Annotated in this window: 27 protein-coding genes; 20 read left to right on the forward strand and 7 right to left on the reverse strand. The window is 61.1% G+C overall.

The genetic code is table 11. The features are described 5' to 3' along the window. Positions 1 to 226: 226 nt before the first annotated feature. The 3 genes from FAA97_RS15655 to FAA97_RS15665 all read right to left on the reverse strand — a co-directional run bounded on the left by FAA97_RS15655 (position 227) and on the right by FAA97_RS15665 (position 3,892). Positions 227 to 1,240, reverse strand: a complete 1,014-nt coding sequence (locus FAA97_RS15655) for a TIM44-like domain-containing protein (protein WP_136599497.1) — start codon at positions 1,238 to 1,240, stop codon at positions 227 to 229. A 245-nt stretch (positions 1,241 to 1,485) separates the two neighbouring features. Continuing rightward, positions 1,486 to 2,490, reverse strand: coding sequence for a cytochrome d ubiquinol oxidase subunit II (cydB, locus tag FAA97_RS15660; RefSeq protein WP_136599498.1), 1,005 nt, complete (start codon positions 2,488 to 2,490; stop codon positions 1,486 to 1,488). Beyond that, the gene (locus FAA97_RS15665) at positions 2,480 to 3,892 is read right to left on the reverse strand and encodes a cytochrome ubiquinol oxidase subunit I (protein ID WP_136599499.1); all 1,413 of its coding nucleotides are present in this window, start codon (positions 3,890 to 3,892) and stop codon (positions 2,480 to 2,482) included. The genes cydB and FAA97_RS15665 overlap by 11 nt, the downstream gene beginning before the upstream one ends. Before the next feature lie 463 nt (positions 3,893 to 4,355). On the opposite strand from FAA97_RS15665, the gene FAA97_RS15670 reads away from it, so the two are divergent. Further along, positions 4,356 to 5,198 (forward strand): hypothetical protein, encoded by an 843-nt coding sequence (locus tag FAA97_RS15670; protein WP_136599500.1) that lies wholly within the window; start codon positions 4,356 to 4,358, stop codon positions 5,196 to 5,198. A 69-nt stretch (positions 5,199 to 5,267) separates the two neighbouring features. On the opposite strand, the gene serA is transcribed toward FAA97_RS15670, so the two are convergent. From serA to FAA97_RS15690, 4 genes are all read right to left on the reverse strand, one after another. Further along, entirely contained in the window at positions 5,268 to 6,863 is a 1,596-nt protein-coding gene (serA, locus tag FAA97_RS15675; protein WP_136599501.1) for a phosphoglycerate dehydrogenase, read from the reverse strand. Between the two features lie 87 nt (positions 6,864 to 6,950). Then, entirely contained in the window at positions 6,951 to 8,129 is a 1,179-nt protein-coding gene (locus FAA97_RS15680; RefSeq protein ID WP_136599502.1) for a phosphoserine transaminase, read from the reverse strand. Between the two features lie 199 nt (positions 8,130 to 8,328). Continuing rightward, positions 8,329 to 9,168, reverse strand: a complete 840-nt coding sequence (locus FAA97_RS15685) for an outer membrane protein (protein ID WP_136599503.1) — start codon at positions 9,166 to 9,168, stop codon at positions 8,329 to 8,331. A gap of 184 nt (positions 9,169 to 9,352) precedes the next feature. Then, the gene (locus tag FAA97_RS15690) at positions 9,353 to 10,354 is read right to left on the reverse strand and encodes an LLM class flavin-dependent oxidoreductase (protein ID WP_136599504.1); all 1,002 of its coding nucleotides are present in this window, start codon (positions 10,352 to 10,354) and stop codon (positions 9,353 to 9,355) included. Positions 10,355 to 10,507: 153 nt separating this feature from the next. Between FAA97_RS15690 and ruvC the strand changes: the two genes are divergently transcribed. The 19 genes from ruvC (at position 10,508) to glmM (ending at position 26,806) form a co-directional block, all read left to right on the forward strand. Continuing rightward, positions 10,508 to 11,020 carry a crossover junction endodeoxyribonuclease RuvC gene (gene ruvC, locus FAA97_RS15695; RefSeq protein ID WP_136599505.1) on the forward strand — a complete coding sequence of 171 codons (513 nt, stop codon included), beginning with the start codon at positions 10,508 to 10,510 and terminating at the stop codon, positions 11,018 to 11,020. A 58-nt stretch (positions 11,021 to 11,078) separates the two neighbouring features. Further along, the gene (locus FAA97_RS15700) at positions 11,079 to 11,330 is read left to right on the forward strand and encodes an AbrB/MazE/SpoVT family DNA-binding domain-containing protein (RefSeq protein WP_136599506.1); all 252 of its coding nucleotides are present in this window, start codon (positions 11,079 to 11,081) and stop codon (positions 11,328 to 11,330) included. A gap of 1 nt (position 11,331) precedes the next feature. Next, complete coding sequence (locus FAA97_RS15705) at positions 11,332 to 11,748, forward strand: type II toxin-antitoxin system VapC family toxin (RefSeq protein ID WP_136599507.1); 417 nt, start codon at positions 11,332 to 11,334, stop codon at positions 11,746 to 11,748. A 23-nt stretch (positions 11,749 to 11,771) separates the two neighbouring features. Continuing rightward, positions 11,772 to 12,389, forward strand: coding sequence for a Holliday junction branch migration protein RuvA (gene ruvA, locus FAA97_RS15710; RefSeq protein WP_136599508.1), 618 nt, complete (start codon positions 11,772 to 11,774; stop codon positions 12,387 to 12,389). A gap of 73 nt (positions 12,390 to 12,462) precedes the next feature. Continuing rightward, positions 12,463 to 12,750, forward strand: coding sequence for an AbrB/MazE/SpoVT family DNA-binding domain-containing protein (locus tag FAA97_RS15715; protein ID WP_136599509.1), 288 nt, complete (start codon positions 12,463 to 12,465; stop codon positions 12,748 to 12,750). After that, positions 12,747 to 13,151, forward strand: a complete 405-nt coding sequence (locus tag FAA97_RS15720; RefSeq protein ID WP_136599510.1) for a type II toxin-antitoxin system VapC family toxin — start codon at positions 12,747 to 12,749, stop codon at positions 13,149 to 13,151. The genes FAA97_RS15715 and FAA97_RS15720 overlap by 4 nt, the downstream gene beginning before the upstream one ends. Then, positions 13,148 to 14,188, forward strand: coding sequence for a Holliday junction branch migration DNA helicase RuvB (gene ruvB, locus FAA97_RS15725; protein WP_136599511.1), 1,041 nt, complete (start codon positions 13,148 to 13,150; stop codon positions 14,186 to 14,188). The genes FAA97_RS15720 and ruvB overlap by 4 nt, the downstream gene beginning before the upstream one ends. Beyond that, complete coding sequence (locus FAA97_RS15730; RefSeq protein ID WP_136599512.1) at positions 14,189 to 15,097, forward strand: metallophosphoesterase; 909 nt, start codon at positions 14,189 to 14,191, stop codon at positions 15,095 to 15,097. It abuts the gene before it with no gap. After that, entirely contained in the window at positions 15,094 to 15,603 is a 510-nt protein-coding gene (locus FAA97_RS15735; protein ID WP_136599513.1) for an NUDIX hydrolase, read from the forward strand. Before FAA97_RS15730 ends, FAA97_RS15735 begins: the two co-directional genes overlap by 4 nt. Positions 15,604 to 15,673: 70 nt before the next feature. Beyond that, a complete protein-coding gene (gene ybgC, locus FAA97_RS15740; RefSeq protein ID WP_136599514.1) occupies positions 15,674 to 16,132 on the forward strand; it encodes a tol-pal system-associated acyl-CoA thioesterase in 459 nt (152 codons plus the stop codon). A gap of 216 nt (positions 16,133 to 16,348) precedes the next feature. Further along, positions 16,349 to 17,065 (forward strand): protein TolQ, encoded by a 717-nt coding sequence (gene tolQ, locus FAA97_RS15745; RefSeq protein ID WP_136599515.1) that lies wholly within the window; start codon positions 16,349 to 16,351, stop codon positions 17,063 to 17,065. Between the two features lie 25 nt (positions 17,066 to 17,090). Beyond that, on the forward strand, positions 17,091 to 17,543 hold the full coding sequence (tolR, locus tag FAA97_RS15750) for a protein TolR (protein WP_136599516.1): 453 nt from the start codon (positions 17,091 to 17,093) through the stop codon (positions 17,541 to 17,543). Between the two features lie 7 nt (positions 17,544 to 17,550). Beyond that, complete coding sequence (locus FAA97_RS15755) at positions 17,551 to 18,627, forward strand: hypothetical protein (protein ID WP_136599517.1); 1,077 nt, start codon at positions 17,551 to 17,553, stop codon at positions 18,625 to 18,627. Between the two features lie 24 nt (positions 18,628 to 18,651). Next, positions 18,652 to 19,956: a Tol-Pal system beta propeller repeat protein TolB gene (gene tolB / locus FAA97_RS15760; RefSeq protein ID WP_136599518.1), complete on the forward strand. Its 1,305-nt coding sequence runs from the start codon at positions 18,652 to 18,654 to the stop codon at positions 19,954 to 19,956. 168 nt (positions 19,957 to 20,124) lie between these two features. Further along, the gene (pal, locus tag FAA97_RS15765; protein ID WP_136599519.1) at positions 20,125 to 20,664 is read left to right on the forward strand and encodes a peptidoglycan-associated lipoprotein Pal; all 540 of its coding nucleotides are present in this window, start codon (positions 20,125 to 20,127) and stop codon (positions 20,662 to 20,664) included. A gap of 158 nt (positions 20,665 to 20,822) precedes the next feature. Then, a complete protein-coding gene (gene ybgF / locus FAA97_RS15770; RefSeq protein WP_136599520.1) occupies positions 20,823 to 21,803 on the forward strand; it encodes a tol-pal system protein YbgF in 981 nt (326 codons plus the stop codon). Beyond that, complete coding sequence (gene tilS, locus FAA97_RS15775; protein ID WP_136599521.1) at positions 21,803 to 23,149, forward strand: tRNA lysidine(34) synthetase TilS; 1,347 nt, start codon at positions 21,803 to 21,805, stop codon at positions 23,147 to 23,149. The genes ybgF and tilS overlap by 1 nt, the downstream gene beginning before the upstream one ends. A 120-nt stretch (positions 23,150 to 23,269) precedes the next feature. Beyond that, positions 23,270 to 25,204: an ATP-dependent zinc metalloprotease FtsH gene (gene ftsH, locus FAA97_RS15780; protein ID WP_136599522.1), complete on the forward strand. Its 1,935-nt coding sequence runs from the start codon at positions 23,270 to 23,272 to the stop codon at positions 25,202 to 25,204. Between the two features lie 246 nt (positions 25,205 to 25,450). Further along, positions 25,451 to 26,806 (forward strand): phosphoglucosamine mutase, encoded by a 1,356-nt coding sequence (gene glmM / locus FAA97_RS15785; protein WP_136599523.1) that lies wholly within the window; start codon positions 25,451 to 25,453, stop codon positions 26,804 to 26,806. Positions 26,807 to 26,970 lie beyond the last annotated feature (164 nt).

Genomic DNA, 26,970 nt, shown 5'->3' on the forward strand with positions numbered 1-26,970 from the left:
GGCCGCTGGCCTTGTGGCCACCTGACAAAGAAACGCATCCAATCTGGATCGGCTTGGATAAGTGCAGCGCGACACCGCATACCGCTCTCCCCCCTTGTGGGGGAGATGTCCGGCAGGACAGAGGGGGGACCGCGCGCCGCAACCTTTTAAAGCCACCGAACCCCAAAACGAAAACCTCCCCGCCGAACCCGACGGGGAGGTTTGATTCTAACCACACAACTGGAGATCAGTTGGCGCTTTGGATTGCCGAAATCTGCCACTGCGTGTTGGGGCGGCGAGCGAAGGTCCAGAGTTCGACCGATTCACCCGGCACCTGATCATCACCCTCGACAAGCGCGCCGGTCTGGCGATCGACGATGTAGTCGACGGCCTCGTAGCGCATGGCGACGGTGGCATATTCCATCTTCTCCTCGGCCCAGCTTTCGGCCACGTCGCCTTGAACGAGATGCACGTCACGCACCACGTTCCTGACGCCCTTTGTGGCGTTTTCGCTGAGTTCCTCGGCGAGATAGGACATGGCCTCCGGCGTGGTGATCCGGCGCAGTGCCGCATAGTCTTCCGCAGCATAGGCGGCCTGCATTTCCTTCAGCAGCTGCTCGAAGCGTTCGAGATCCGCCTGGCCGATGCCGAGTTCATCCGGCTGGCCGGGGCGCGCGACCGAGGCCGCAGCACTGGCACCGCCACCACCGATCTTCGGGATCTGGAAGCTCGGACGCGACGGCTCGCCGGCCTGATTGTCGCGGGACATGCCGCCAAAACCACCGAAGCCGCCACCGGAACCGCCGGGCGCGTTGCCGGATGCTGCCGGCTGCCGATTGGCGAACATGCGCATGGCAAAGCGGATGAGGAAGAAGATCAGCACGCCCTGCAAGAGCAGGCCGAGGAAGCCGAAACCGCCGCCGAAACCGGTGCCCATCAGCATGCCGAACAGGCCGCCGAGAAGCAGGCCACCCATCAGGCCACCGGCAAGACCACCGAAGAGGCCGCCCGGACGGCTGGCCTGGTTGGCGGCAGTCGAGGTGGCGCCCGGCTGATTGGTATTGGTGCGCGGGGTCATCGTACGCTCGATCGGTGCGGCCGGCGCAGGTGCCGTGCGCGTCACCGGGGCCTGATTGAAGGTGCGGGTGCCCCTGCTGCCGAAACCGCCGCTTGCCCGGCGGGCCTCGGCATAGTCCACCGCCATCAGCGTGACCATCATGCCTATTGCCAGGCTCGCAAAAATCTTTCCGTAGTGCCGCATCAGGGGGCCATTCCTCCGTGTGAATTCTTCTTGCCTTTCGGCTTCGCCTTTATATGGCGATGGCTCACCCTCTTTTGAAGGATGAGCCAGGGTTTTTCCATTGACTTTCCAGTGACCAGACCACGCTTGCGGCTAGGCGCTGAGCCAGACCTTGATGATCAGGCCGACTACCGTGATCGTGCCGACGCCGGCGGCCCAGAGGCCGACGAACCACAACAGTCTGCTGGCGAGCGATTTTTCCGGCATCAGTGGTAGCCCTCGTCCGGATCGAGCTTCCCGCGGAAGACCCAATAGGCATAGCCCGTATAGGCCAGGATCATCGGCACGAGCACCACCGCCCCCACGAGCAGGAAGGACAGGCTCTCATCCGGCGCTGCCGCTTCCCAGATGGTGAGCGATGTCGGCACGATATACGGATAGAAACTGATGCCGATCCCGGCATAACCCAGCACGAAGAGGCCAAGCGCTGCAACAAAGGGCTGGACGTCCCGGCCGGCTTTCAATCCCGAAACGATGAGCCAGAGGCAGGCAAGCACCAGGAGTGGCACGACGAAGGAGAACACCATCGTCGGATAACCGAACCAGCGCTCGAGATAGAGCGGCTCGGTAAACGGCGTCCAGAGGCTGAAAATCCCCATCGCCGCCACCGTGCCGAAGGCAAGCCGATAGGCAAAGACTCTCGCGCGCTCCGCAAGATGGCCGCTCGTTTTCATTACCAGCCAGGTCGCGCCAAGCAGCCCGTAGCCGACCAGCAGGGCAAAACCCGTTGCCAGCGAAAAGGGTGTGAGCCAATCCCACCAGCCGCCGGAATAGGCCCGGTCGGCGACCGGAATGCCCTGCACGAGCGCACCGAGGGCTACCCCTTGAAAGAACGTCGCCGCCATCGATCCGCCGGCAAACGACCAGTTCCAAAGATATTCGGCCCGGTTGGTGCGCCACCGATACTCGAAGGCGACGCCGCGGAACACCAGCCCGAGCAGCATGATCATCAGCGGCGCATAGAGGGCCGGCAGGATCGTTGCATAGGCAAGCGGAAAGACGGCAAGCAAGCCACCGCCGCCGAGCACCAGCCAGGTCTCGTTGCCATCCCATACGGGTGCCACCGAGTTCATCATCAGATCCTTGTCATGCTTCTCCGGAAAGAAGGGAAAAAGAATACCGACGCCGAGATCGAAACCGTCCAGGATGACATAGGCAAGCACAGCAAAAGCAATGATGCCGGCCCAGATGAAGGGGAGATCAATGGCCATGCTTGCCTCCATGATGACCGGTTTGCGCAGCAGGCGTGATGCCGGACGAGCGGATCGGTCCGTCATCCAGGTCCGGCATCGGGTCGCGCGGCAGACGTCCCATCAGGCGCAGGATGTAAAACGTGCCGGCGCCGAAGACGATGAAATAGACGATAACGAAGGCGATCAGCGACGCAGCGACAGCGGGGGCTGCAATCGGCGAAATCGAATCCGCCGTCAGAAGATGACCGTAGACCGTGTAGGGCTGCCGACCGACCTCGGTGGTGATCCAGCCGGCAAGCACCGCGACAAAACCGGACGGGCCCATGACCAATGCCACGCGGTGAAGCCATTCATTGTCGTAGAGCGAGCCCTTCCACCGACACCAGAGACTGAACAGGCCGACGCCAAGCATGGCAAAGCCGATGGCGATCATGACGCGGAAGGACCAGAAGACGATGGCGACCGGGGGCTCCTTGTCGTCAGGCACCGTGTCGAGCCCATCAAGCGGCGCATTGAGATCATGTTTGAGGATCAGGCTCGACAGCTTGGGGATCTGCACCGCATAGTCGATCCGCTTCTCAGCTGTGTTCGGGATGCCGAAGAGGATCAGCGGCGCACCCTCCGGATGGCTGTCGAAATGGCCCTCCATGGCCATGACTTTGACCGGCTGATGCTCCAGCGTATTGAGACCGTGCATGTCGCCGGCAACGATCTGGATCGGCGCCACGATCGCGGCCATCCACATGGCCATCGAGAACATGACGCCAGCCCGGCGCGGCGCTGTACCGCGCAAGAGATGCCAGGCCCCTACCGCGCCGACGACAAAGGCCGTGGTAAGGTAGGCGGCGATCACCATATGGGTCAGGCGATAGGGGAAGGACGGGTTGAAGACGATCTTCCACCAGTCGACCGGCACGAACTGGCCGACATCATTGATCGCAAAACCGTCCGGCGTCTGCATCCAGGAATTGACCGAGAGAATCCAGGTTGCCGAGATCAGGGTGCCAAGGGCAACGATCAGCGTCGCGAGGAAATGCAGGCCAGGGCCGACCCTATTGCGACCGAACAGCATGACGCCGAGAAAGCCGGCCTCGAGGAAAAAGGCCGTCAGCACCTCATAACCCATCAGCGGCCCGATAACCGGTCCTGCCTTGTCGGAGAACACGGCCCAGTTGGTGCCGAACTGGTAGGACATGACGATGCCGGAAACGACCCCCATGCCGAAGGCAACGGCGAAGATCGTCTTCCAGAAATCGAAGAGCTCCAGATAGACCTTGTCCTTCTTCCAGAGATACAGCCCCTCCAGCACCGCGAGATAGCTGGCAAGCCCGATGGAAAAGGCCGGAAATATGATGTGGAAGGAAACGGTAAAGGCGAACTGAATGCGCGCCAGGAGTTGTGCATCGAAGTGTTCGAACATGGTTCGAAGGCCCTTTCTTCCTCCCGAGATGACAACAATCAATTATAGCGTGAGCGCATCAAGGCAATGCGACAACCCGCCCTGCGGCAACTCAACGCATATTGTTTTTCTAATATGACGATAGCCCGATGCCTGTCTTCGAGAGCCTAACGCGGATGGGGCGGGTTTGATCCGGCCCTGCCCGATGTTTAGGCCGTGCCTCAACGCTGCCGGAAACCGAGCGTTGCGCTGAGCGATATCATTTCGCTGCAATTCACGCAGAGACTGACAACCAATGCGAGCAAAAAACCACCCTTGGCAGTAGGTTTTTGCCAGGCGCTGTTGCGGTCGACGTGCAGTGCCAAACACGGCCTCTCGTCCGCGTGCGCGGAAATGATTGGCCAAACTTCATGGGCGGCGAGGAAACAGCGAGGGAACGGCGTCCTCCCGCTCCAGGCAATCTTTCAACAACAGGAGAAAAAGCATGGTCGGCTACACGAATTTCACTACCCCGCTCGGAAATGTTGTGCCCACCATTACCGGTGGTAAATTTGTCGGGACATTCTCAAACAGCGCAACGTTCAAGGATGGATGCGCCGATGGCGAGTATCGTCAATACGTGAAAGGCGAGTTCAAGGCGAACGGCTCGGTCGTTCAGCACAGGCTATGCGGTGACGTCTTTCTGAGCAAAAACAATTTGCAGGAAGACGGCTGCCCTCCCGGCAAGGCTCCGGGTGTCCGCGCTTACGGCTATCGCAGCCGCGCCGGCGATGCTTATGATCGCTACAGCCCCACCCAGGCGGCGGGCTGCAGCTACAACATGTATGATGCGCCGGGCTTCAACAGCCTTAAAAAAGGCACGACCTATAAGATCGACCTCTCCTTCAGGGGCGCTCTTATTGACACGTCGGACAACAACAAGCCTCTGGTCATGAAAGACTGGACGGTGATCGGCGAAGTGACGATTGCCTTGGCGGAGGAAGGAAAGATGATGGCAGAGAACCTGCAACCTGTGCCGATCGCCGAGGACGATCACATCCTTGCTGCCATTCAGACAGTCAACGAAGATACGAAGCAACAGGAGCTTCACATCGTGATCGGGCGAACACCGGGCAAAGCACCGCTCGATCCCGCTTCCATCCATGTCGAGGCAACCGGCATGGACGATGGCACCATCTCGACCGAGCCGCCCGTAGTTTACGAAGTCGGAGACTGGCGCTCGGCGACTGCAACCGCCGTATTTGCCCTGCCCTCAAGCGTAGAGGTCAAGACTGTCCGGGTTTCAAGCAAAGCGGACGCCGTGCTCCTCACCGTTGAGCGAGATTGACCTCAAGGAATGAAATCAATGCCGGCCCCGCCGCGTGGACAATGCGGCGGGGCTGGTCTGATGCAGCGATCAGTCGACGTTGAACACCAGTGGCTTGGCCTGCTTGACGGCCGGGTTGGCGGTCAGCTGATCGAGAACGGCCTGCTCGACAGGACCATCGACATAGAGAAGCGCGATCGCATCGCCGCCTTCCTTGTCGCGGCCGAGCTGAAAGTTCGCGATATTCACCTTGGCATTGCCGAGCGTCGTGCCCATGAAGCCGATCATGCCGGGCACGTCGGTGTTGGAAATGTAGATCATGTTCTGACCGACATCGGCATCCATGTTGATGCCCTTGATCTGGATGAAGCGCGGCTTGCCGTCGGAGAAGACGGTACCGGCAACCGAGCGGGTCTGCTTCTCGGTGGTGACGGTGAGGCGGATATAACCGTCATAGACGCCGGTCTTGTCGCGTTTGACCTCCGAGACAATGATGCCCTTTTCCTTGATCATGATCGGCGCGGACACCATGTTGACGTCGGCCACCTGGTTGCGGATCAGGCCGGCGAGAAGCGCCGATGTCAGCGCCTTCGTGTTCATGCCGGCGGTGATGCCGTCATACAGGATCTCGATTTCCTTGATCGGGTTTTCGGTGACCTGGCCGGCAAACGAACCCAGGACATCGGCAAGACGGATGAACGGCTTCAGGATCGGCGCTTCCTCGGCGGTAATCGAGGGCATGTTGATCGCGTTGGAAACGGCACCCTTCACGAGGTAATCCGACATCTGCTCGGCAACCTGCAGCGCGACGTTTTCCTGCGCTTCCGTGGTCGAGGCACCGAGATGCGGCGTGCAGACAACGTTCGGCAGGCCGAAGAGCGGGCTTTCGGTTGCAGGCTCCACTTCGAAGACGTCGAAGCCGGCACCAGCGACATGGCCGGACTTGATGGCTTCGGCAAGCGCTGCCTCGTCCACGAGACCGCCACGGGCGCAGTTGATGATGCGAACGCCCTTCTTCGTCTTGGCGAGCGCGTCCTTCGACAGGATGCCGCGCGTCTTGTCGGTCATCGGAACGTGCAGCGTGATGAAATTAGCCTTGGCAAGCAGTTCGTCGAGCTCGACCTTGGTCACGCCCATTTCCTGCGCCCGTTCGGTCGACAGGAAGGGATCATAGGCCAGCACATGCATGCCAAGGCCAATGGCTTTCTTGCAGACGATCCCGCCGATATTGCCCGCACCGATGACGCCGAGCGTCTTGCCGGTGATTTCAACACCCATGAACTTCGACTTTTCCCACTTGCCGGCCTGGGTCGAGACGTCGGCCTGCGGGATCTGGCGGGCGACGGCAAACATCAGCGCGATGGCATGTTCGGCAGTCGTGATCGAATTGCCGAAGGGCGTGTTCATCACGATGATACCGCGCTTGGAAGCAGCGGGAATGTCGACATTGTCGACGCCGATACCGGCGCGGCCGATGACCTTGAGATTGGTCGCAGCCGCGATCAGCTTCTCGGTCGCCTTGGTGGCGGAGCGGATGGCGAGACCATCGTAATTGCCGATGATTTCAGCGAGCTTTTCCTTGTCCTTGCCGAGCTTCGGCTGGAAATCGACTTCAACGCCGCGATCGCGGAAGATCTGGACGGCGGTTTCCGAGAGTTCGTCGGATACGAGAACGCGAGGTGCCATGACGAGGCCTCCTTCAAAGAGTTCGTTTCAGAATTGATGAGGGAATTGCGGGCTCCGCCAACGGGGCGGAGCCGGTATCGGCATGGATCAGGCGGCAGCCTTGGCCAGAGACGCCTTCTGCGTCTCATAGGCGAAGGAGAGCCACGGCATCAGGGCCGCCATGTCTGCAGTCTCGATGGTGGCACCGGCCCAGATACGAAGGCCGGCCGGCGCATCGCGGTAAGCGCCGATGTCGAAGGCGACACCCTGCTTCTCGAGAATGCTGGCAATGCCCTTGGCAAACGCGGCCTGCGCATCGGCATCGAGCGCGGTCACTTGGGGATCGACGATCTTGACGCAAACAGACGTGTTGGAACGCGTCGCATCGTCGACGGCCAGGTTTGCGATCCACTCATTGGCGGCGATGAAATCGAAGATGACCTTGGCGTTGGCATCGGCACGCGCGATCAGGGCTTCGAGACCGCCGATCGACTTCGCCCACTTCAGCGCATCGATATAGTCCTCAACGCAGAGCATCGACGGCGTGTTGATGGTTTCACCGACGAAGATGCCTTCGATCAGCTTGCCGCCCGAGGTCATGCGGAAGATCTTCGGCAGCGGCCAGGCCGGGACGTAGGTCGTCAGGCGCTCGACGGCGCGCGGCGACAGGATGATCACGCCATGACCGCCCTCGCCGCCCAGAACCTTCTGCCAGGAGAAGGTGGTGACATCGAGCTTTGCAAAATCGAGATCCTGCGCGAAGGCCGCAGACGTAGCGTCGCAGATCGTCAGGCCCTTGCGGTCGGCGGGGATGAAATCGGCATTCGGCACGCGAACGCCAGAGGTCGTGCCGTTCCAGGTGAAGACGACGTCGCGGTCGAAATCGACGGCAGCGAGATCAGGCAGAAGGCCGTAATCGGCATTGAACTTGCGGACATCGGCAAGCTTCAGCTGCTTCACCACATCGGTGACCCAGCCGGCGCCGAAGCTTTCCCAGGAGAGCATGTCGACGCCACGTTCGCCAAGCAGCGACCACAGGGCCATCTCGACGGCGCCCGTGTCGGAAGCCGGAACGATGCCGATGCGGTAGTCAGCGGGAACATCGAGAATTTCGCGGGTAAGGTCGATGGCCAGCTTCAGTTTTTCCTTGCCAACCTTGGCGCGGTGCGAACGACCGAGCGGGGCATCGGAAAGCGCTTCGAGCGACCAACCGGGGCGCTTCGAGCAAGGGCCAGACGAAAAATGCGAGTTTGCCGGACGCGCGGCGGGGGCGACGATATCAGCCATATAGATACCCTTCCAGGTAATTAGCCTCTCGTTGGGGAGAGGTGTCCCGCCGTCGGAACTACTCCTGTCGCCTCCCCCAGTCAAGCAGCTCCATGTCGCCAGAAGAGAAATATTTTGCCGATCCACGCCATACGACCATGGAAGAAACGACAAAAGGCCGCCCGAGGGCGGCCTTTGGCCAATGCGATGCAGCGGTGGATTACTTGTAGACGAGCTGCTGCGGCGGCTCATAAGCCACCGGCTCCTCGCAGCCGCCGAAGACGTAGCGGGCGCCGGCATGCAGGCCGTGGCTGTAGAAGCCCTTGTCATAGCCCGGTCCGCCGCCATTCTGGAAGCCGAACATGTCACCGCCAAGCGTGTGGCGGAAGCGATAGCCGACATCGGCCTTGACGTTGCAGGTCACGTCGATCGATGCGCCGGCCATCAGCTGATAGGCAAAGCGCCAGCTGCCGCGACCGCCATGCTCTTCGCTCGGATCGCAACCGAGGCCGTCATCACGGCAGGACGTGTTGTTGAGATTATCCCACTTGACGTAGGAACCACCGACACCACCGCCGACATAAGGCGTGAAATAGGCATAGGAGCCGAGATCGACATAGGCGTTCGCCATCAGCGTATAGGCGCGCATGGCCGAGATATCGGTGGAGGTGCAGGGAATGCCCGGACCCGCACCGCACTCGCCCGTGGTCGAGCCGCGGAAATCGGCCTTCGCCATATAGTCGAAGGTCAGATCCGTGCGCAGATAGTTGTTGTGCTGATAGCCGATACCGCCGCCGACCGAAAAGCTGTCCTTGATCGAGGCCGTGGTGAAGTCGACAAGGTTTCCATTCGAACCCTGGAAGTATTCAGCGCCGCGCAACTTCTGGAAATTGTATCCCAGATCGCCGCGCAGGTACCAGCCGGAGGCCTCCTGAACTTCGACTTCGGGTGCGTCGTATTGTGGCAATGGCTGTGGCTCGGCCTGATAGGCATCGGCAGCATAGACCGCCGTGGTCGCCGAAAGGCCGGCCAGGGCGATGGCAAGAAATTTCATCTTCATGGCAGACTACTCCAAATATCCCAAAAAGGTCAGATCCGCCGGCCATCGAGAGACCGCCTGATTTCCTGGGATATTGAAGCAGAAAAGTTAAGTCCGGCTTAACTACACCTATTAACCGTGTGGCTTGACGTTTTTCTTACCATAAGCGGAACAATTGATGCTTGATCGATGCATCGCGAAGTGTTCACGCAGCAAGCCTGTAGTCTTCGCGCACCTCAGCCATCAGTTCCAGCGAACGGATCCGGCGACCGAGATCGTGGATCGGCATCGAGACAATCAACTCGTCAGGGCGGACACGAGTGACGAAATCCGACAGCTTCTCCGAAACCGTGGCCTTCGATCCGACCAGCGCATAGCGCAGCGTGTGCTCGACGCCATAGCGTTCGATCTCGCTCCAATACGCATCCATGCTCTCGACAGGGCGCGGGAAGGCCCCGCGAATGTTGCGACGCAGGTTGACGAACTGCTGCTGCGCGGACGTGAAGAGATGCTGCGCTTCCCCGTCGGTATCGGCAACCGCCGCCATGACCCCGACCATCACCATCGGCTTGTCGAGCGTCGCAGACGGCTGGAAGCGCTCCCGGTAGATCTCGACGGCGTCAAGCAGCTGATCGGGCGCGAAATGCGAGGCAAAGGCATAAGGCAAGCCGAGGGCTGCGGCGAGATGCGCGCTATAGAGGCTGGAGCCCAGAAGCCAGATCGGCACATGGCTGCGCATACCAGGGGTCGCCAGCAGGACCTGGTTCTCGTCCGGATCGCCAAGCAGTTTCTGCAATTCGAGAATGTCGTGCGGGAAGCTTTCCGCGCCTGCCTCAAGATTGCGGCGTAGCGCCTGGGCCGTGCGCATGTCGGTTCCCGGCGCCCGGCCGAGGCCAAGATCGACGCGGCCGGGGAAAAGCGCCTCCAGCGTGCCGAACTGTTCGGCAATCACGAGCGGCGAATGGTTGGGCAGCATGATGCCGCCGGAACCGATGCGGATCGACTTGGTACCCGCTCCCACGTGGCCGATAACAACGGCCGTCGCGGCACTGGCAATGCCCGGCATGCCATGATGCTCGGCCAGCCAGAACCTGTTATAGCCATTCGCCTCGGCAGCCTGCGCCAGCTTGAGCGAGGCGGCCAGCGCCTCAGAAACCGTATGGCCTTCGGCGACGGGTGAAAGATCGAGAATGGAGAAAGGCATCATGGCATCAGTTCCTGGAATCCGTATGCGTTAGATGTAGGGATAGCGCTACCGGTGACCAATAGGTGATGAATTTTATTTAATGTCACTTCATCCGTTTCGGTTTTGTGCACATTTCGCTGGCAGAGATCGGCCGGACGGCATTAGGATAGCGCCATGACCTCCACGATTCGCATCATCGGCATCGACCCGGGCCTGCGCCGCTGCGGCTGGGGCATCATTGAGACATCAGGCAACTCGTTGCGCTTCGTAGCATCCGGCACGGTCACCTCTGACGGTGACATGGATCTCGCCTCTCGCCTCTGCCAACTACATGATGGACTTGCCGAGGTGGTGCACGCCTACACCCCCGATGAGGCCGCCGTTGAACAGACCTTCGTCAACAAGGATGCGGTGGCGACACTGAAGCTCGGACAGGCGCGTGGCATCGCCATGCTGGTCCCTGCCCGCGCCGGCCTGCCGGTCGCGGAATACGCGCCAAACGCCGTGAAGAAATCGGTGATCGGGGTCGGTCACGGCGACAAGAAACAGATCCACATGATGCTGAAGATCCTGATGCCCAAGGTCGAATTCAAGGGCAATGACGCCGCCGACGCGCTCGCCATCGCGATCTGCCATGCGCACAATCGCGGCGGCGAGCGGATGCGCAAGATGCTGGCCAGCGCCTGATTTGTTCTTGACTTGTTCCGTAAGTAGGAATTATTCTTACCTGCGAAGGAGACAGGACATGCGCGTTTCGTCAAAGGGCCAGGTCACCATTCCCCGCGACCTGCGCGAACTCGTCGGCATCGAACCGAATTCGGAAGTGATCTTCACGGTAGAGGATGGTCGCCTCATGCTCTCCTCCAAGAACAGCAGCGAAGCCATTCAGGAACGGGTCAGGCTCGCGGGTCTCCTCAGGACGCTGGAGGCGCTCGAGGGAACGGGCGACGCCGAAATTGATGCCAACACCCTGATGCAGATGACCCGGGATCGCTGATATGGCTGTTTTGGTCGACACGAATGTGTTGGTGGACATCGCGGTCCGGGACCCGGCATGGCTCGCCTGGTCGAGGAACCAGTTGTTGAAGCTGGCGCAACAGGAAACGCTTCTGATCAATCCGATCATCTATTCCGAATTCTCCGTGCGCTATGCCAATCGCGACGAAGTGGATGAACTGCTGCCCGAAGCCGAGTTTCGCCGGGAAAACCTTCCCTGGGCGGCGGCCTTCGCTGCCGGACGAGCATTTCACGTCTACAAGCGGGCCGGCGGCGGGCGCGACCGGGTCCTGCCAGATTTCCTGATTGGCGCACATGCAGCCATTCGTGGCCACAAGGTCCTCACACGCGACCCAAAAGGCTATCGCACCTACTTCCCCGACCTGAACATCATTTCCCCCGAGACCCATCCCCTCTAAAGCCTGGCGCAGCGGACCTCTTCATGATCGGCAAACTCAAAGGCACCATCGACGAGATCGGCGATGACTATGTTCTCGTCGACGTGCACGGCGTCTGCTACGTCGCGCATTGCTCGGCGCGTACCCTTGGCCGCATCGGCTCTGCCGGTGAAGCCGTGGTGCTGTTCATCGAGACCTATGTGCGCGAGGACCAGCTGAAGCTCTTCGGTTTCATGAGTGCGCTGGAGCGCGAATGGTTCAACCTTCTGCAGAGCGTGCAGGGCGTCGGCGCCAAGGTGGCACTCGCCGTGCTCTCCACCCTCACCCCGTCCGACCTTGCCAACGCTATTGCCCTGCAGGACAAAGCCGCGATTTCCCGCGCCCCAGGCGTCGGTCCCAAGGTCGCGTTGCGTCTCGTCACCGAGCTGAAGAACAAGGCCCCCGCCTTTGCCGGTGAAGCCTCGGGCAATATCGGCCTCAAGCAGGAACTCGGCGAAGGTGTCGCCTCCGCTCCGGTCGCAGACGCCGTCTCGGCATTGACCAATCTCGGCTATTCCCGCGATCAGGCGGCCAATGCAGTTGCGGCCGCGCTGAAGAACGGCGGAGAAGGCGCAGACAGTGCCAAGCTGATCCGCCTGGGGCTCAAGGAGCTTTCACGGTGATGCGTTTGACAATTTTGATAGGCTCCGACAAATCTGCTAGGATCCGGCAAAAGTCAAAACGTCGGAGAACACCATGAAGATTTGGGAAGTGACGATGTCGGCCAAGGGCCAGATCACCATTCCGAAAGAGATGCGCGACCTGTTGAAGCTCAGCCCCGGGGATCAGTTCGTGTACAGTGTGGTGGACGAAGAGATTGTGTTCACACCCAAGAACATCGACCTCAAGGATCTGGCAGGGTTTCTGGGCGCGCCACCCAACGGCCCGGCTACTCTCGAAGAAATTGACGAAGCGGTTGCTCAGGCCGCCGGAGCAAATGTTCTGTCCGCCGGGGGTGATGACCCATCGGATCTCGCTGCATGAAGCTGATTGGGCTCGACACCAACATCGTCATCCGACTCCTGACCGACGATCAGCCGGGCCAGAGGCGTTCCGCCTTGCGTTTTGCCGAGGGCCTCGGAAAGGATTATCTCGGCTTTCTGCCACTGATCTGCGTGGTCGAGCTCGATTGGGCACTGCGATCGAAACTGGGCTACAAGCGTCATGATGCTTGCGCAGCCATCGGGAAGCTATTGCGGGTCCGGGGGCTGACGGTTGAGAATCACGACCTCGTCGTCACGGCCTTACGGCGGGTCGAGCAGAAAAACGCCGACTTCGCCGATGCCCTGATTGCAGCGAGATCGCTTCAGCAAGGATGCACCTCCGTGATGACCTTCGACAAGCGCGCCGCCTCCCGCGTGCCCGGCATGGAACTTCTCGCATGATTACCAACAACCCCATCCTCTCGCCGGAAAAGAAGGGCGAGGATCTCGATGCAGCGCTGCGCCCGCAGTCGCTCGATGACTTCACCGGCCAGGCCGAGGCCCGCGCCAATCTGAAGATCTTCATCGAGGCGGCGAAGAATCGCGGCGAGGCGCTGGATCACGTGCTCTTCGTCGGACCGCCCGGCCTCGGCAAGACGACGCTTGCGCAGATCATGGCGAAGGAACTCGGCGTCAACTTCCGCTCGACTTCGGGCCCGGTCATTGCCAAGGCCGGCGACCTCGCGGCGCTGCTCACCAATCTCGAAGAGCGCGACGTCCTCTTCATCGACGAAATCCACCGCCTGAGCCCGGCCGTCGAGGAAATCCTCTATCCGGCCATGGAGGATTTCCAGCTCGACCTGATCATCGGCGAAGGCCCTGCGGCCCGTTCGGTCAAGATCGACCTGTCGAAGTTTACCCTCGTTGCAGCCACCACCCGGCTTGGCCTGCTGACCACGCCGCTGCGCGACCGTTTCGGCATTCCGGTGCGGCTGAACTTCTATACCGTCGAGGAACTGGAATCGATCGTCCGCCGTGGCGCCCGCCTGCTCAACCTGCCGATGACGGATGACGGCGCCCGCGAAGTGGCGCGCCGCGCCCGCGGAACGCCGCGCATCGCCGGCCGCCTGTTGCGTCGTGTCCGCGATTTTGCCGAAGTCGCCCGTGCGCAGGCTGTCACCCGCGAGCTCGCCGATGAGGCGCTGACCCGCTTGCATGTCGACAATATGGGACTGGACCAGCTCGACAAGCGCTACCTCACCATGATCGCCGTCAATTTCGGCGGCGGCCCTGTCGGCATTGAGACGATCGCGGCCGGCCTCTCCGAGCCGCGCGACGCGATCGAGGACATTATCGAGCCCTACATGATCCAGCAGGGTTTCATCCAGCGCACCCCGCGTGGCCGCGTGCTGACGGCTACCGCCTGGAAACATCTTGGCCTCACACCGCCTAAGGACCTCGAAGCCGCTCAATTCCGCCTGACGCTTGAGGACGACTGAGTGCTGGGACGACGCATGTTTCTCAAGTTGACCATCGCCGGTCTATCCGCAGCGATGGCAACAGCGGCCTATCCCTTTGTCGAGGTCTTTGGCAAACCGAAGGTGACACCCTATCGTCTGACGCCCACCAATTGGCCTGCTGGGCTGCAGCTGAAAATAGCTGTTCTCGCCGATTTTCACGCCTGCGCTCCCTGGATGCCACCGGAGAGAATAGAGAGGATTTGCAACCAGGCGAACGCGCTGGACGCGGACATCGTGCTGCTGCTCGGCGATTACATGCGCGGACTGCACCTGATGACGCAGGAGGTTGCGCCCGCAGATTGGGCCAAAGCCCTTTCGATCCTGAAAGCGCCGCTCGGCGTCCATGCCGTACTCGGCAATCATGACTATTGGGAGGATCCGCGATTTCAGCGGGAAGGCCACGGCGAAACCGTTGCGGAGCAAGCGCTGAAAGCGGTTGGCATCAGCGTCCTCGTCAACGGCGCTCTCGCTCTCCGGAAAGATGGACGTGACTTCTGGCTTGCAGGCCTTGGAGACCAGCAAGCCCTGCGTCCCACATCGCGTTACCAGCGGCCCGAGGCCGTCGGCATTCATGACCTTCCCGCAACACTTGCCGCCGTGACGGGCGATGGCCCTGTCATCCTGATGGCGCATGAACCGGACATCTTTCCAGAGGTCGATGATCGCGTATGCCTGACAGTTTCAGGCCACACCCACAACGGTCAGGTCAACCTTCTGGGCTGGAGACCTGTTTCCGCATCTAAGGGATCGGCACGCTACCCACGCGGCCACTTCCGCGAGGATGGCCGCGACCTGATCGTGTCCGGCGGCCTGGGATGCTCGGTCTTGCCGGTGCGTGTCGGCGCGTGGCCTGAGATTCTGCTTGTCGAGCTTGGAGATGCCGCATGACGTCGCGCACCCTGATCACCATCAAGGACGGCAAGCGTCGCTTCAACCACCGCATCGCCGGCCTCGCCTTCCGCGAAGGTCACGTGCTCGTGCATCGTGCGACACATGAGACCTTCTGGACATTTCCGGGCGGCCGGGCGGAGATTGGCGAGACGTCGGAAGAAACGCTCCGTCGGGAAATGATGGAGGAGCTTGGCGTCGCGGTCGAGATTGGCCAACTGCTTTGGATCGTCGAAAACTTCTTCGACTATGAGGGCAAGGCCTGGCACGAGCTCGGGCTTTACTACCGCATGCAGGTCCCGGAGAGCTTTCCCTTCCACGCAACCGACATCGTGCACCGCAATCAGGATGGCAGAAACGCGCTCGAGTTCAAATGGGTGCCCGCCACGACGGCGGCGCTGAGGGCACTCGACATTCCGCCCTACTTCATTGCCGATGCGATCGAAGATCTCCCAGCATCGCCGAAGCACATCGTCTGGCATGACGGCGATCTGGACCACAAATAGCCGGCAAAGGCTGGCCGATACCGGCTGCCTCTGCTAGGTCGCGGCACGAAGAACGATTCGTGAGGATGCCATGCGCAGAACCATTTCCCTGTCCGGCGAGATCATCGAGGGCGTGCACCATCTCGTACAGCGGGTCTATTATGAAGACACCGACTTTTCCGGTGCCGTTTACCACGCCCGCTACCTGCATTTCATGGAGCGCGCCCGCACGGATTACCTCCGCTGCTTAGGTGTCGAACAGTCAGCACTCTATGCCACGTCCGATGAAGGCCTCGCCTTCATGGTCCATCGCATGGAAATAGACTTCAAGGCCCCTGCCCGCATGGACGACGTCATAGACGTGCGCACCCGGACCGAAAAGGCCGGCGGCGCGAAGATGGTGCTGGCTCAGGAGATCCGTCGGGACGATCTGCTGCTGATCTCGGCCAAGGTCGTGATCGCCGTGGTCAACCGTCACGGAAGACCGCGACGCTTGCCGGAAGATCTGGCGTTACAATTCCGCAGCGGCATTGACTTGGCCATTTCGTAATACACTTTTAACCATAATGCGGTCTTACTTCCGCACTGATGGTTTGTGCGGCGCACGCCTTCCTTTGACCAAATTTTTCACTCAGGAATCAGCCTGGGGAGCCAAGGCGGTTTAAAGGGGTTCGGCAGTCGCTGCCGCGCAATCCTCCACCTATGTCAGCTCAGTCGTCGCCCGGTAGAATGTGCCGGGCGTTTGGATTTCGGGAAAGTGAAGTCGATGGAACAAGTTGGAATGGCAGCAGCCCATGACGTGAGCCTTTGGGGCCTGTTCATGCAGGCCGGCCTCATCGTGAAGCTGGTCATGCTTGGATTGATCGCAGCCTCCGTCTGGACCTGGGCAATCGTCATCGACAAATATCTGAGCTACGCGCGGGCGCGCCGCCAGTTCGACCAGTTTGAGCAGGTCTTCTGGTCCGGCCAGTCGCTTGAGGAACTCTACCGCACCCTCTCCGAGCGTACCAATACGGGCCTTGCCGCCATGTTTGTCGCTGCCATGCGCGAATGGAAGAAGAGCTTCGAGCGCGGCGCCCGCTCGCCGATCGGTCTGCAGATGCGTATCGATCGTGCCATGGACGTAACGCTTGCGCGGGAATCCGAGACGCTGGAAGCGCGCCTCTCCTCGCTTGCCACCATCGGTTCGGCTGCGCCCTTCGTCGGCCTCTTCGGTACGGTTGTCGGTATCATGACCTCCTTCCAGGCCATCGCCGGCTCGAACAGCGCAAGCCTTGCGGTTGTTGCCCCGGGTATCGCCGAAGCGCTTCTCGCCACCGCGATCGGCCTTGTTGCCGCTATCCCCGCCGTCATCGCCTACAACAAGTTCGCCGGTGAAGCAGGCAAGCTGACCGCGCGCATGGAGGGCTTTGCCGACGAATTCTCCGCCATCCTCTCGCGCCAGATCGACGAGAAGCTGCAGCCCCGCCAGGCCGCACAGTAATCAAACGACTGCAGGAGACGCAGATATGGGCATGTCAGTCGGATCAGGGGGCAAGGGCGGCGGACGCCGCGGCCGTCGCGGCGGCCGCAAGAACCTTGTCAGCGAAATCAACATCACGCCTTTCGTTGACGTCATGCTGGTTCTTCTGATCATCTTCATGGTCGCAGCACCGATGATGACGGTTGGCGTGCCAATCGACCTGCCACAGACGCGCGCCGGCGCGCTCAACACCGACACGCAGCCGATCACCGTCTCTGTCAACCCGCAGGGCGAAATCTACCTGCAGGAATCGGCGATTGCGATCGATGAGGTCGTGCCGAAGCTGCAGGCCATCGCCACGACAGGCTATAGCGAGCGCATCTTCGTACGCGCCGACACAGCCGCCACCTACGGCATCGTCATGCAGGTCATGGCACGCATTTCCGCCGCCGGTTACACCAATATCGGCCTCGTCACGTCACAGGAACAGAAGAACTGATCGGCAGATGAAGGGCAGCCTGTTCACATCGACTTTTCTGCACGTCGTTGCCCTCGGGGCGACGCTGGTGACGCTTGGCGCGCCGGAAAAGCTTGAAGTGGCCAATATGGAATCACTTCCCGTCGACATCGTCCCCATCGAGGAATTCACCCAGATCCAGAAGGGTGACAAGGACGCACCGATGGCGGAGAAATCCGCCCCCGTGCCGACTGAAAAGCCAAAGATTGCCGAGCCCGCAGAAAATATTGGCGATAACGACGTCGACCTGAAGGCGCCGCCCACGCCAACGCAAAGACCGATCGAGCAGGAAGTCGCGGCAGCGCCGAAGTCCGTCGAGGCCCCCGTGCCGCCCAATGACGCCAAGCCGAACGAGGTGAAGGAGGTCGTGCCGGAGGAAACCGCACCGCCGCCGACGCCGGAAGCAAAGCCCGCCGAACCACCGCCACCGGATGAAAAGCCGCCGGAGCCAGCGCCTGTCGAGGAAGCGGCTGCCGAGGAAATCCCGCTGCCGGAAAAGGCGCCGATCCCGGCCTCCCGGCCTGAACCGGAGATTGCCAAGGCCGTAGAGAAGAAACCGGAGCCGAAGGCAACGCCGAAGCCGGATGCGAAGAAGGCCGAGAAAAAGCAGGAGACTGCTTCGGCCAAGAAGCAGATGGAAAGCGATTTCAACGCCGATGAAGTCGCCGCCCTATTGAACAAGACCGAGGCCTCTGGCGGGGGTGCAAAGCGCTCGACCGATCAGGCAGCCCTTGGCGGTCGCACGGATACCGGCGGCTCGACGCTCAGCCAGAGCGAACTCGATGCCCTGCGCGGCATCATCCAGAACAACTGGCTGATCACGCCGGGCATGGCCGATGCACAGGATGTCCGTATTCGCGTCACATTCCGGCTTGATGAAAATGGTGCGCTGATTGGCGAGCCCGAAGCAACAGCCTCTGGCGGTTCTCCAACCGCACAACAGGTTCTCATGAGCGGCGCCGTTCGTGCCGTTCGCAAGTCTGCCCCGTTCAGCAATCTGCCACGGGACAAATACGATGCCTGGTCCGAAGTTATCGTCAACTTCGACCCCAGTGAATTGATGTAAGAGCTGCAAAAAGGCTTTGAAAGCATGAAGAAACTTCTCCTCCGCCTGCTGCTGGTTTGCGCAGGCTTCGCCGGTGCGTTTGTCGCGCCAGCAAATGCCGCCGTCGAAATCAACATCAACAAGGGCAATGTTCAGCCTCTGCCGATCGCCGTCTCAGACTTCGTCTCCGCCGATGGCGTCGGCGCGCAGATCTCGCAGGTCATCGAGGCGAACCTCAAGCGTTCCGGTCTCTTCTCCCCGGTCAACCGCCAGGCCTTCATCGAAAAGATCAGCAATCCCGATCAGCCGCCGCGCTTCGACGACTGGAAGGTGCTGAAGGCCGAGGCACTCGTGGTCGGCCGCATCACCAAGGAAGCCGATGGCCGCCTGCGCGCCGAAGTGCGCCTGTGGGACGTCTTCGGCGGCCAGCAGATGCTCGGCCAGCAGTTCTATACCGACCCGCGCAACTGGCGCCGCGTCGCCCACATCATCTCAGATGCGATCTACGAGCGCATCACCGGTGAAAAGGGCTACTTCGATACGCGGATCGTCTTTGTTTCCGAAAGCGGCCCGAAGACCGACCGCAAGCGCCAGCTGGCGATCATGGACCAGGACGGCGAAAATGTGCGCATGCTGACCAACAGCAACGACATCGTTCTGACCCCGCGATTCTCGCCGAGCCGGCAGGAAATCACCTACATGTCCTTCGAAGGCCAGCAGCCGCGCGTCTATCTGCTGCAGCTGGAAACCGGTGCACGTGAGGTCGTCGGCAACTTCCCGGGCATGACCTTTGCACCGCGCTTCTCGCCGGATGGCCAGCGCGTCATCATGAGCCTGCAGCAGGATGGCAATGCCAATATCTACACGATGGACCTGCGCTCGCGCACCACGACGCGCCTGACCAACACCGCAGCCATCGATACTTCGCCCTCCTACTCGCCGGACGGCAGCCAGATCGTCTTCGAAAGCGACCGTGGCGGCCGCCAGCAGCTCTATGTCATGGGTGCCGACGGCTCCGGCCAGCGCCGCATCTCGTTTGGCGACGGCTCCTACTCCACCCCGGTCTGGTCTCCGCGCGGCGATCTGATTGCCTTCACCAAGCAGTCCGGCGGCAAGTTCTCGATCGGCGTCATGAAGACGGATGGATCGGGCGAGCGCATCCTGACCTCCGGCTTCCACAACGAAGGCCCGACCTGGGCGCCGAACGGACGCGTTCTGATGTTCTTCCGTCAGAACGCAGGCGCCGGGGGTCCCCAGCTCTATTCGATCGATCTCACGGGTTACAACGAGCTGGCGATCAAGACCCCCTCCTTCGGATCCGACCCGGCCTGGTCGCCGCTGATGGAATAGTAAACCCTAAAAAGAGGCGCATTTGCGCCTCTTTTTTGCCTTGAAGCCCTTCCAATTCGCGGTTTCTGGCACAGATTTCATGGTTCGTTAACCATACTTGTTCGCAGCTGTTTAACTGCGATTGGTTATCCTCCGGCAACCTTAACCGAGAATTCAAGGAGACTGGCGATGAGCCGTATCGACACCCCGGCCAAGAACCGTCTGCAGAAGCTGGCCACCAATCCCGCAATGGTCGCTCTGATGATGACGCTTGCCCTGGCGGGTTGCGCCAACAAGAAGAACCTGCCCAACAGCGCCGGCGAGCTTGGCCTTGGTGCCGGCGGTGCAGGTGCTGCCACTCCGGGCTCGACGCAGGACTTCACGGTCAATGTCGGCGACCGTATCTTCTTCGACACGGACTCCACCTCGATCCGCGCCGACGCCGCTCAGACGCTTGACCGTCAGGCCCAGTGGCTGGCCCGCTACCCCAACTACGCGATCACGATCGAAGGCCATGCCGACGAACGCGGCACCCGCGAATACAACCTTGCCCTCGGTGCACGCCGTGCGGCCGCAACCCGCGACTACCTCGCCCAGCGTGGCGTCCCGGCCCAGCGCATGAAGACGATCTCCTACGGCAAGGAACGTCCGGTCGCAGTCTGCGACGACATCTCCTGCTGGTCGCAGAACCGTCGCGCTGTAACGGTTCTCGGCGGCGCTGGCATGTAATCCTGTCGCCATCACAGTTCGGTGAAAGGCGTCGCGCGTGTGGCGCCTTTTTCTTTTCACCTTACTTTGGTCGAACTCGATTGCTTTTTGACCGTAATTGGAAAAACTCCTGTCTTGCGCCGCTTGGGCGCCACCATTGCGAATACAGGAAAAGGAACATGAAAAAACTAGTGATGGCCGCACTGCTAGCGTCGGCCACCCTGGCAGGGACCGGGAGCGGTGCTGCTGCTTTTCAGCTGTTTCCGGGTCTGAACCGGAACCAGGAGGCCCCTGCCCCACGGGCTGAGCCCCGCGCCGAAGTGCAGATGGCCCAGGTTGCCGATCCGACAATGCGCGTTCAGCAACTGGAAGAAGAGATCCGCAATCTGAATGGCCGGATCGAAGAAATGAGCTTCCAGCTTCTCCAGATGCAGGAACAGATCCGCAAGCAGCAGGAAGATAATGAATTCCGCTTCCAGGATCTGGAAAAGAAGAGCGGCGCTGTGACAACGCCGAGGAGCGCTGGCCAGAACCAGGACTCTGTCGCCGAAGTCATTACCGATGCACCCAACGCCGGCGACACCGCCGGCGCTTCGGCTTCGTCGACCGCAGCGCCTGGCGAACAGACCCTCGGTTCGATTGGCCTGAATGCGGATGGCCTGCCGGAGACGGCAACGCTGAATGGCGACCCTGGCGCCAATTCCGCAGCTCTTCCGGGCGTTGATACCGGCACCGGCCTTCCCCCCGCCCCGCAGCAGAACCAGACCGCCTCGCTCGGCTCCGAGGAGGATGTCTACCAGATCGCCTATGCGCACGTTCTCTCCGGAGACTATGCGCTCGCCGAAAGCGAATTTCGCGATTTCATCCAGGCATACCCGAGCAGCACGAAGGTCGCAGACGCCAATTTCTGGCTGGGCGAATCGCTCTATGCCCAAGGCAATTTCAATGATGCCGCCAAGACGTTCCTGAACGCGCATCAGACTTATGGCAGCTCTCCGAAAGCGCCTGAAATGCTGCTGAAGCTCGGCATGTCGCTCGCAGCGCTCGATAACAATGAGACGGCCTGCGCGACGCTGCGCGAAGTTCCGAAGCGCTACCCCAAGGCCTCGCGCGCGGTCGTTGCCAAGGTGGCCAGCGAACAGAAGCGGCTGGGCTGCTGATGACACTCCCGGCCGCATTCCCGGCCACGCCTGCCGAAATGTCCCTCGACGCGGCAATTCCTGCATTTCTCGCATCTCTCAAGGCGCCGACAACGCTACTGGTTGCAGTCTCCGGCGGCAGCGATTCGATTGGGCTGCTCAGCAGCCTGCATGACCACCTCCAGGCGGATACCCGTGGCCATCGGCTTTTGGCGGCAACCGTCGATCACCAGCTCCGGCGTGAGTCCTGCGATGAGGCGAACTGGGTCCGTGCGTTCTGCGCGCAGCGCAACATTCCGCACCAGGTTTTGACCTGGACCTCTGAGAAACCAAAGACGGGCCTCCCGGCCGCCGCACGCGAAGCACGCTACCGACTGCTGGCACAAGCAGCCGACAGCCTGGGAGCAACCGCCATCGTCACCGGCCACACACTCGACGACCAGCTTGAAACCGTCGGCATGCGCATGGCGCGAACCGAAGGTGCAGGCGCCCCCGGACTTGCGGGCATGGCTCCAGCGACACTCTACGAGCGGCGCCACTGGATCCTGCGACCGCTCTTATCCGTGCGGCGCCAAGCCATTCGCGATGCGCTCATCAGCAGAAACCTCGTCTGGATCGACGATCCGAGCAACGAGGACCGCCGCTATGAGCGGGTACGGGTACGGCAATCGCAGTCCTCTGTCGATCTTCAGAGCTTAACGGAGGCCGGCTGCTTACGCGCGGAGCGATCAGAGGCCGCCGCACGCTGGATCGACGCAAACGCGGAGCGGATCGCCGATATCGTCCTGCGCATCGACCTGGCCAAAGCGATCGAGTTCCCGGCCAGCACATCACCATGGGGACACGACAGCGCCGAAGCCGCGGCGCTATCGGCACTCGCTGCAATTGTTGGCGGCAAGTCCTTTCGCCCTGCCAATGAGGCTTTGACCAGGCTTCTCGACCAGTTGGCCGAAGGTCGTAATTTCCGCATGACCTTGTCCGGCACCCTGTTCGTCCGCCGCAGGTCAGAGCTGTTTCTGACGCGCGAAAGGCGCGGTCTTTTGCCGCTGTCTTTGCCTGCGCACAGCGAACGCATCTGGGATGGTCGGTATTTCTTTCACAATCTAACCTCTGAGGATTTGCAGATCGCACCCGGAGGTGAGGCTAAGATCGCGCCTGAGATCCCAGGCACGATAGCAGCCGCCATGCGACAGAATAGACCGCAAATTCAGACACTTGGGACAGAATCCGAAAGGCGGTCGTCCGCCGTGCACGGACGCTTCCACCTCGCATTGATCGATCACATCCTGCCCGGCTTCGACCTGCCGCTCGCACAAGCGCTCGACCGACTCTTTGACCGCGAGGCGACCCCCTTCTGCCCAATTTAGGAGTTATTGACGGAAAACGCGCTCGGAGGACCGGTTTGCCTTGGCAATCGGGTGCTGCGCTCCTATGTTACAGGGTAATTCTGCGGGCTTGGTCCCGCCTACAGGTGTTCGGGGAGTTCAATGAACCCAAATTTTCGGAATTTCGCGCTCTGGGCGATCATCGCCCTCTTGCTGATCGCTTTGTTCAGCATGTTCCAGACGTCGCCGTCTCAGACGAGCTCGCGCGAGATCCCCTATTCGCAGTTCCTCCGGGAAGTGGATTCGGGCCGCGTGCGTGATGTGACCGTCACGGGCAACCGCGTTCTTGGAACCTATGTCGAAAACGGCACTGCCTTCCAGACCTATGCGCCCGTCATCGACGACAACCTCCTGAACAAGCTTCAGGAACGCAACGTCATGATCGTCGCGCGTCCGGAAACCGATGGTTCCTCCGGCTTCCTGAGCTATATCGGCACCCTGCTGCCGATGCTGATCATTCTCGGCGTCTGGCTGTTTTTCATGCGCCAGATGCAGGGCGGCGGACGGGGCGGTGCCATGGGCTTCGGCAAGTCCAAGGCCAAGCTCCTGACGGAAGCGCATGGCCGCGTGACCTTTGACGACGTCGCCGGCGTCGACGAAGCCAAGCAGGACCTCGAAGAAATCGTCGAATTCCTGCGCGATCCGCAGAAGTTTCAGCGTCTCGGCGGCAAGATCCCGCGTGGCGTTCTGCTCGTCGGCCCTCCGGGCACGGGTAAGACGCTGCTCGCCCGCTCGGTTGCCGGCGAAGCCAACGTGCCCTTCTTCACCATTTCCGGTTCGGACTTCGTTGAAATGTTCGTCGGCGTGGGCGCAAGCCGCGTGCGCGACATGTTCGAGCAGGCGAAGAAGAATGCCCCTTGCATCATCTTCATCGACGAAATCGATGCTGTCGGTCGTCACCGTGGCGCCGGCCTCGGCGGCGGCAATGACGAGCGCGAACAGACGCTGAACCAGCTGCTCGTGGAGATGGATGGCTTCGAGGCGAACGAAGGCATCATCCTGATCGCCGCGACCAACCGTCCCGACGTTCTCGACCCCGCCCTGCTGCGTCCGGGCCGTTTCGACCGCCAGGTCGTGGTTCCGAACCCCGACATCGTCGGCCGCGAGCGCATCCTCAAGGTGCATGCCCGCAACGTTCCGCTGGCGCCGAATGTCGATCTCAAGGTTCTTGCTCGCGGCACGCCAGGTTTCTCCGGTGCCGACCTGATGAACCTTGTCAATGAAGCTGCCCTGATGGCGGCCCGCCGCAACAAGCGCGTCGTCACCATGGCGGAATTCGAAGATGCCAAGGACAAGATCATGATGGGTGCGGAACGCCGCACGACCGCCATGACCGAAGCCGAAAAGAAGCTGACGGCCTATCACGAGGCAGGCCACGCCATCACGGCCTTGCAGGTGCCTGTCGCCGACCCGCTGCACAAGGCCACCATCATTCCGCGTGGTCGCGCACTCGGCATGGTCATGCAGCTGCCCGAGGGCGACCGCTATTCCATGAGCTACAAATGGATGGTCTCGCGCCTCGTCATCATGATGGGCGGCCGCGTGGCGGAAGAGCTGACATTCGGCAAGGAAAACATCACCTCCGGCGCCTCCTCGGATATCGAGCAGGCCACCAAGCTGGCCCGCGCCATGGTCACCCAGTGGGGCTTCTCCGACGTGCTCGGACAGGTGGCTTACGGCGAGAACCAGCAGGAAGTATTCCTCGGTCACTCCGTTTCGCAGTCGAAGAACGTATCCGAATCGACCGCCCAGAAGATCGACACGGAAGTTCGCCGTCTGATCGACGAAGCCTATACAGAGGCCCGCCGTATCCTGACCGAGCATCACGATGCTTTCGTCGCCATCGCGGAAGGCCTGCTGGAGTATGAGACACTGACTGGCGAGGAGATCAAGGCCTTGATCCGTGGTGAGAAGCCATCGCGCGACAGTGGCGACGACAGCACGCCAAGCCGCGGTTCGGCAGTGCCGTCAGCCGGTCGCAAGGATGCACCGAAGGGCGGCGAGGCCGAAGGCGGCCTGGAGCCACAGCCTCACTGATCGGAACATGCAGACGAGTAGCAAGGGCCACCCACCGGGTGGCCCTTTTGCTTTCCGGCAAACTGCCAGCCTTTCATGTGCAAGCGCGCACATTCGGTAACGCCGTGTAATCGGTTTTAGTGCTATTTTACGTGTTCTTTCCTCTGTTCTGTGGCATGAGCAGCCCATCAAGGTCCTCACGCGCGATTGATCGTTTACGGCGACGGCTCGCAGCGGCGAGGCAGACAGGACCCAAAGGAACATCTGATGACACGTCGTTATTTTGGCACGGACGGCATTCGCGGCCTTTCCAACCGTTTTCCGATGACCCCTGACCTCGCGATGCGCGTCGGCATCGCTGCCGGCACCCTCTTTCGCCGCGGCGGTCACCGCCACCGTGTCGTGATTGGCAAGGACACGCGCCTTTCCGGCTACATGCTGGAAAACGCTATGGTCGCCGGCTTCACGGCTGCAGGCCTCGACGCTTTCGTCCTCGGCCCCATCCCGACTCCCGCCGTTGCCATGCTGACCCGTTCGCTGCGCTGCGATCTCGGCGTCATGATCTCCGCCTCGCACAATCCCTTTGCTGACAACGGCATCAAGCTGTTTGGCCCTGACGGGTACAAGCTTTCCGACGAGCTTGAGCTGCAGATCGAGGATCTCCTTGAAAAGGACATCTACGGCCAGCTCGCCTCCCCCAACGACATCGGCCGCGCCAAGCGCATTGACGGCGTGCATGACCGCTATGTCGAGTTCGCCAAGCGTACCCTGCCCCGTGACGTGACCCTGCACGGCCTTCGGGTCGCCATCGATTGTGCCAATGGTGCCGCGTACAAGGTGGCGCCCGCGGCCCTCTGGGAACTGGGTGCGGAGGTCATCACCATCGGCAACGAACCGAACGGCACCAACATCAATCTGGAATGCGGCTCGCCCCATCCCGACGCGCTGCAGAAAAAGGTCCACGAGGTGCGTGCGGATATCGGCATCGCACTCGATGGCGATGCCGACCGTGTCATCATCGTCGACGAAAACGGCAAGGTGATCGATGGCGACCAGCTGATGGCCGTGATCGCCGAAACCTGGGCACAGGACCAGCTGCTGCGCGGCGGCGGCATTGTCGCGACCATCATGTCCAATCTCGGCCTGGAACGCTTCCTCGGTGAAAAGGGCCTGACGCTTGCCCGCACCAAGGTTGGCGACCGCTATGTGGTTGAACACATGCGTGCCCATGACTTCAACATTGGTGGCGAACAGTCCGGCCATATCGTGATGTCCGATCATGGCACTACTGGTGACGGCCTCGTGGCCGCCCTGCAGATCCTGGCGGCCGTCAAGCGCACCGGCAAGACGGTCAGCGAGTTGTGCAACCGGTTTGAACCTGTGCCGCAGCTCCTGCGCAATGTTCGCTTCTCCGGCGGCAAGCCACTGGAAGATGCCACTGTCGTGCAGGCAATCGCATCCGCCGAAGCCGAGCTTGCCCGAAATGGTCGCCTCGTCATCCGCCCCTCCGGCACCGAGCCTTTGATTCGCGTCATGGCGGAAGGCGATGACCGCGAACAGGTTGAGCGCATCGTCAATGAACTGGTGGATGTCATCGGCAGCGTCCGCAGCGCTGCCGCCTGACAACCGTCAACGGTCCGAAAAAGTTGCCTTGGGGTCGGTCACAACCGGCCCCTTTTTCTGTGGCATGACATACCCTCTCACGACGTCTACGGCGCACACAAAAATGCCCGGTCTCTTGCGAGACCGGGCTTCGACTTTTGGAGGTCGAGTCGAAATCAGAATGT

The organism is Peteryoungia ipomoeae, from assembly GCF_004912165.1.
Lineage (GTDB): Bacteria > Pseudomonadota > Alphaproteobacteria > Rhizobiales > Rhizobiaceae > Allorhizobium > Allorhizobium ipomoeae.

Bases quoted from the DNA above. Each gene is read 5' to 3' on its own strand.
- FAA97_RS15655 (WP_136599497.1), bottom strand. From the start codon at position 1,240: ATGCGGCACTACGGAAAGATTTTTGCGAGCCTGGCAATAGGCATGATG.
- cydB (WP_136599498.1), bottom strand. From the start codon at position 2,490: ATGGCCATTGATCTCCCCTTCATCTGGGCCGGCATCATTGCTTTTGCT.
- FAA97_RS15665 (WP_136599499.1), bottom strand. From the start codon at position 3,892: ATGTTCGAACACTTCGATGCACAACTCCTGGCGCGCATTCAGTTCGCC.
- FAA97_RS15670 (WP_136599500.1), top strand. From the start codon at position 4,356: ATGGTCGGCTACACGAATTTCACTACCCCGCTCGGAAATGTTGTGCCC.
- serA (WP_136599501.1), bottom strand. From the start codon at position 6,863: ATGGCACCTCGCGTTCTCGTATCCGACGAACTCTCGGAAACCGCCGTC.
- FAA97_RS15680 (WP_136599502.1), bottom strand. From the start codon at position 8,129: ATGGCTGATATCGTCGCCCCCGCCGCGCGTCCGGCAAACTCGCATTTT.
- FAA97_RS15685 (WP_136599503.1), bottom strand. From the start codon at position 9,168: ATGAAGATGAAATTTCTTGCCATCGCCCTGGCCGGCCTTTCGGCGACC.
- FAA97_RS15690 (WP_136599504.1), bottom strand. From the start codon at position 10,354: ATGATGCCTTTCTCCATTCTCGATCTTTCACCCGTCGCCGAAGGCCAT.
- ruvC (WP_136599505.1), top strand. From the start codon at position 10,508: ATGACCTCCACGATTCGCATCATCGGCATCGACCCGGGCCTGCGCCGC.
- FAA97_RS15700 (WP_136599506.1), top strand. From the start codon at position 11,079: ATGCGCGTTTCGTCAAAGGGCCAGGTCACCATTCCCCGCGACCTGCGC.
- FAA97_RS15705 (WP_136599507.1), top strand. From the start codon at position 11,332: ATGGCTGTTTTGGTCGACACGAATGTGTTGGTGGACATCGCGGTCCGG.
- ruvA (WP_136599508.1), top strand. From the start codon at position 11,772: ATGATCGGCAAACTCAAAGGCACCATCGACGAGATCGGCGATGACTAT.
- FAA97_RS15715 (WP_136599509.1), top strand. From the start codon at position 12,463: ATGAAGATTTGGGAAGTGACGATGTCGGCCAAGGGCCAGATCACCATT.
- FAA97_RS15720 (WP_136599510.1), top strand. From the start codon at position 12,747: ATGAAGCTGATTGGGCTCGACACCAACATCGTCATCCGACTCCTGACC.
- ruvB (WP_136599511.1), top strand. From the start codon at position 13,148: ATGATTACCAACAACCCCATCCTCTCGCCGGAAAAGAAGGGCGAGGAT.
- FAA97_RS15735 (WP_136599513.1), top strand. From the start codon at position 15,094: ATGACGTCGCGCACCCTGATCACCATCAAGGACGGCAAGCGTCGCTTC.
- ybgC (WP_136599514.1), top strand. From the start codon at position 15,674: ATGCGCAGAACCATTTCCCTGTCCGGCGAGATCATCGAGGGCGTGCAC.
- tolQ (WP_136599515.1), top strand. From the start codon at position 16,349: ATGGAACAAGTTGGAATGGCAGCAGCCCATGACGTGAGCCTTTGGGGC.
- tolR (WP_136599516.1), top strand. From the start codon at position 17,091: ATGGGCATGTCAGTCGGATCAGGGGGCAAGGGCGGCGGACGCCGCGGC.
- FAA97_RS15755 (WP_136599517.1), top strand. From the start codon at position 17,551: ATGAAGGGCAGCCTGTTCACATCGACTTTTCTGCACGTCGTTGCCCTC.
- tolB (WP_136599518.1), top strand. From the start codon at position 18,652: ATGAAGAAACTTCTCCTCCGCCTGCTGCTGGTTTGCGCAGGCTTCGCC.
- pal (WP_136599519.1), top strand. From the start codon at position 20,125: ATGAGCCGTATCGACACCCCGGCCAAGAACCGTCTGCAGAAGCTGGCC.
- ybgF (WP_136599520.1), top strand. From the start codon at position 20,823: ATGAAAAAACTAGTGATGGCCGCACTGCTAGCGTCGGCCACCCTGGCA.
- tilS (WP_136599521.1), top strand. From the start codon at position 21,803: ATGACACTCCCGGCCGCATTCCCGGCCACGCCTGCCGAAATGTCCCTC.
- ftsH (WP_136599522.1), top strand. From the start codon at position 23,270: ATGAACCCAAATTTTCGGAATTTCGCGCTCTGGGCGATCATCGCCCTC.
- glmM (WP_136599523.1), top strand. From the start codon at position 25,451: ATGACACGTCGTTATTTTGGCACGGACGGCATTCGCGGCCTTTCCAAC.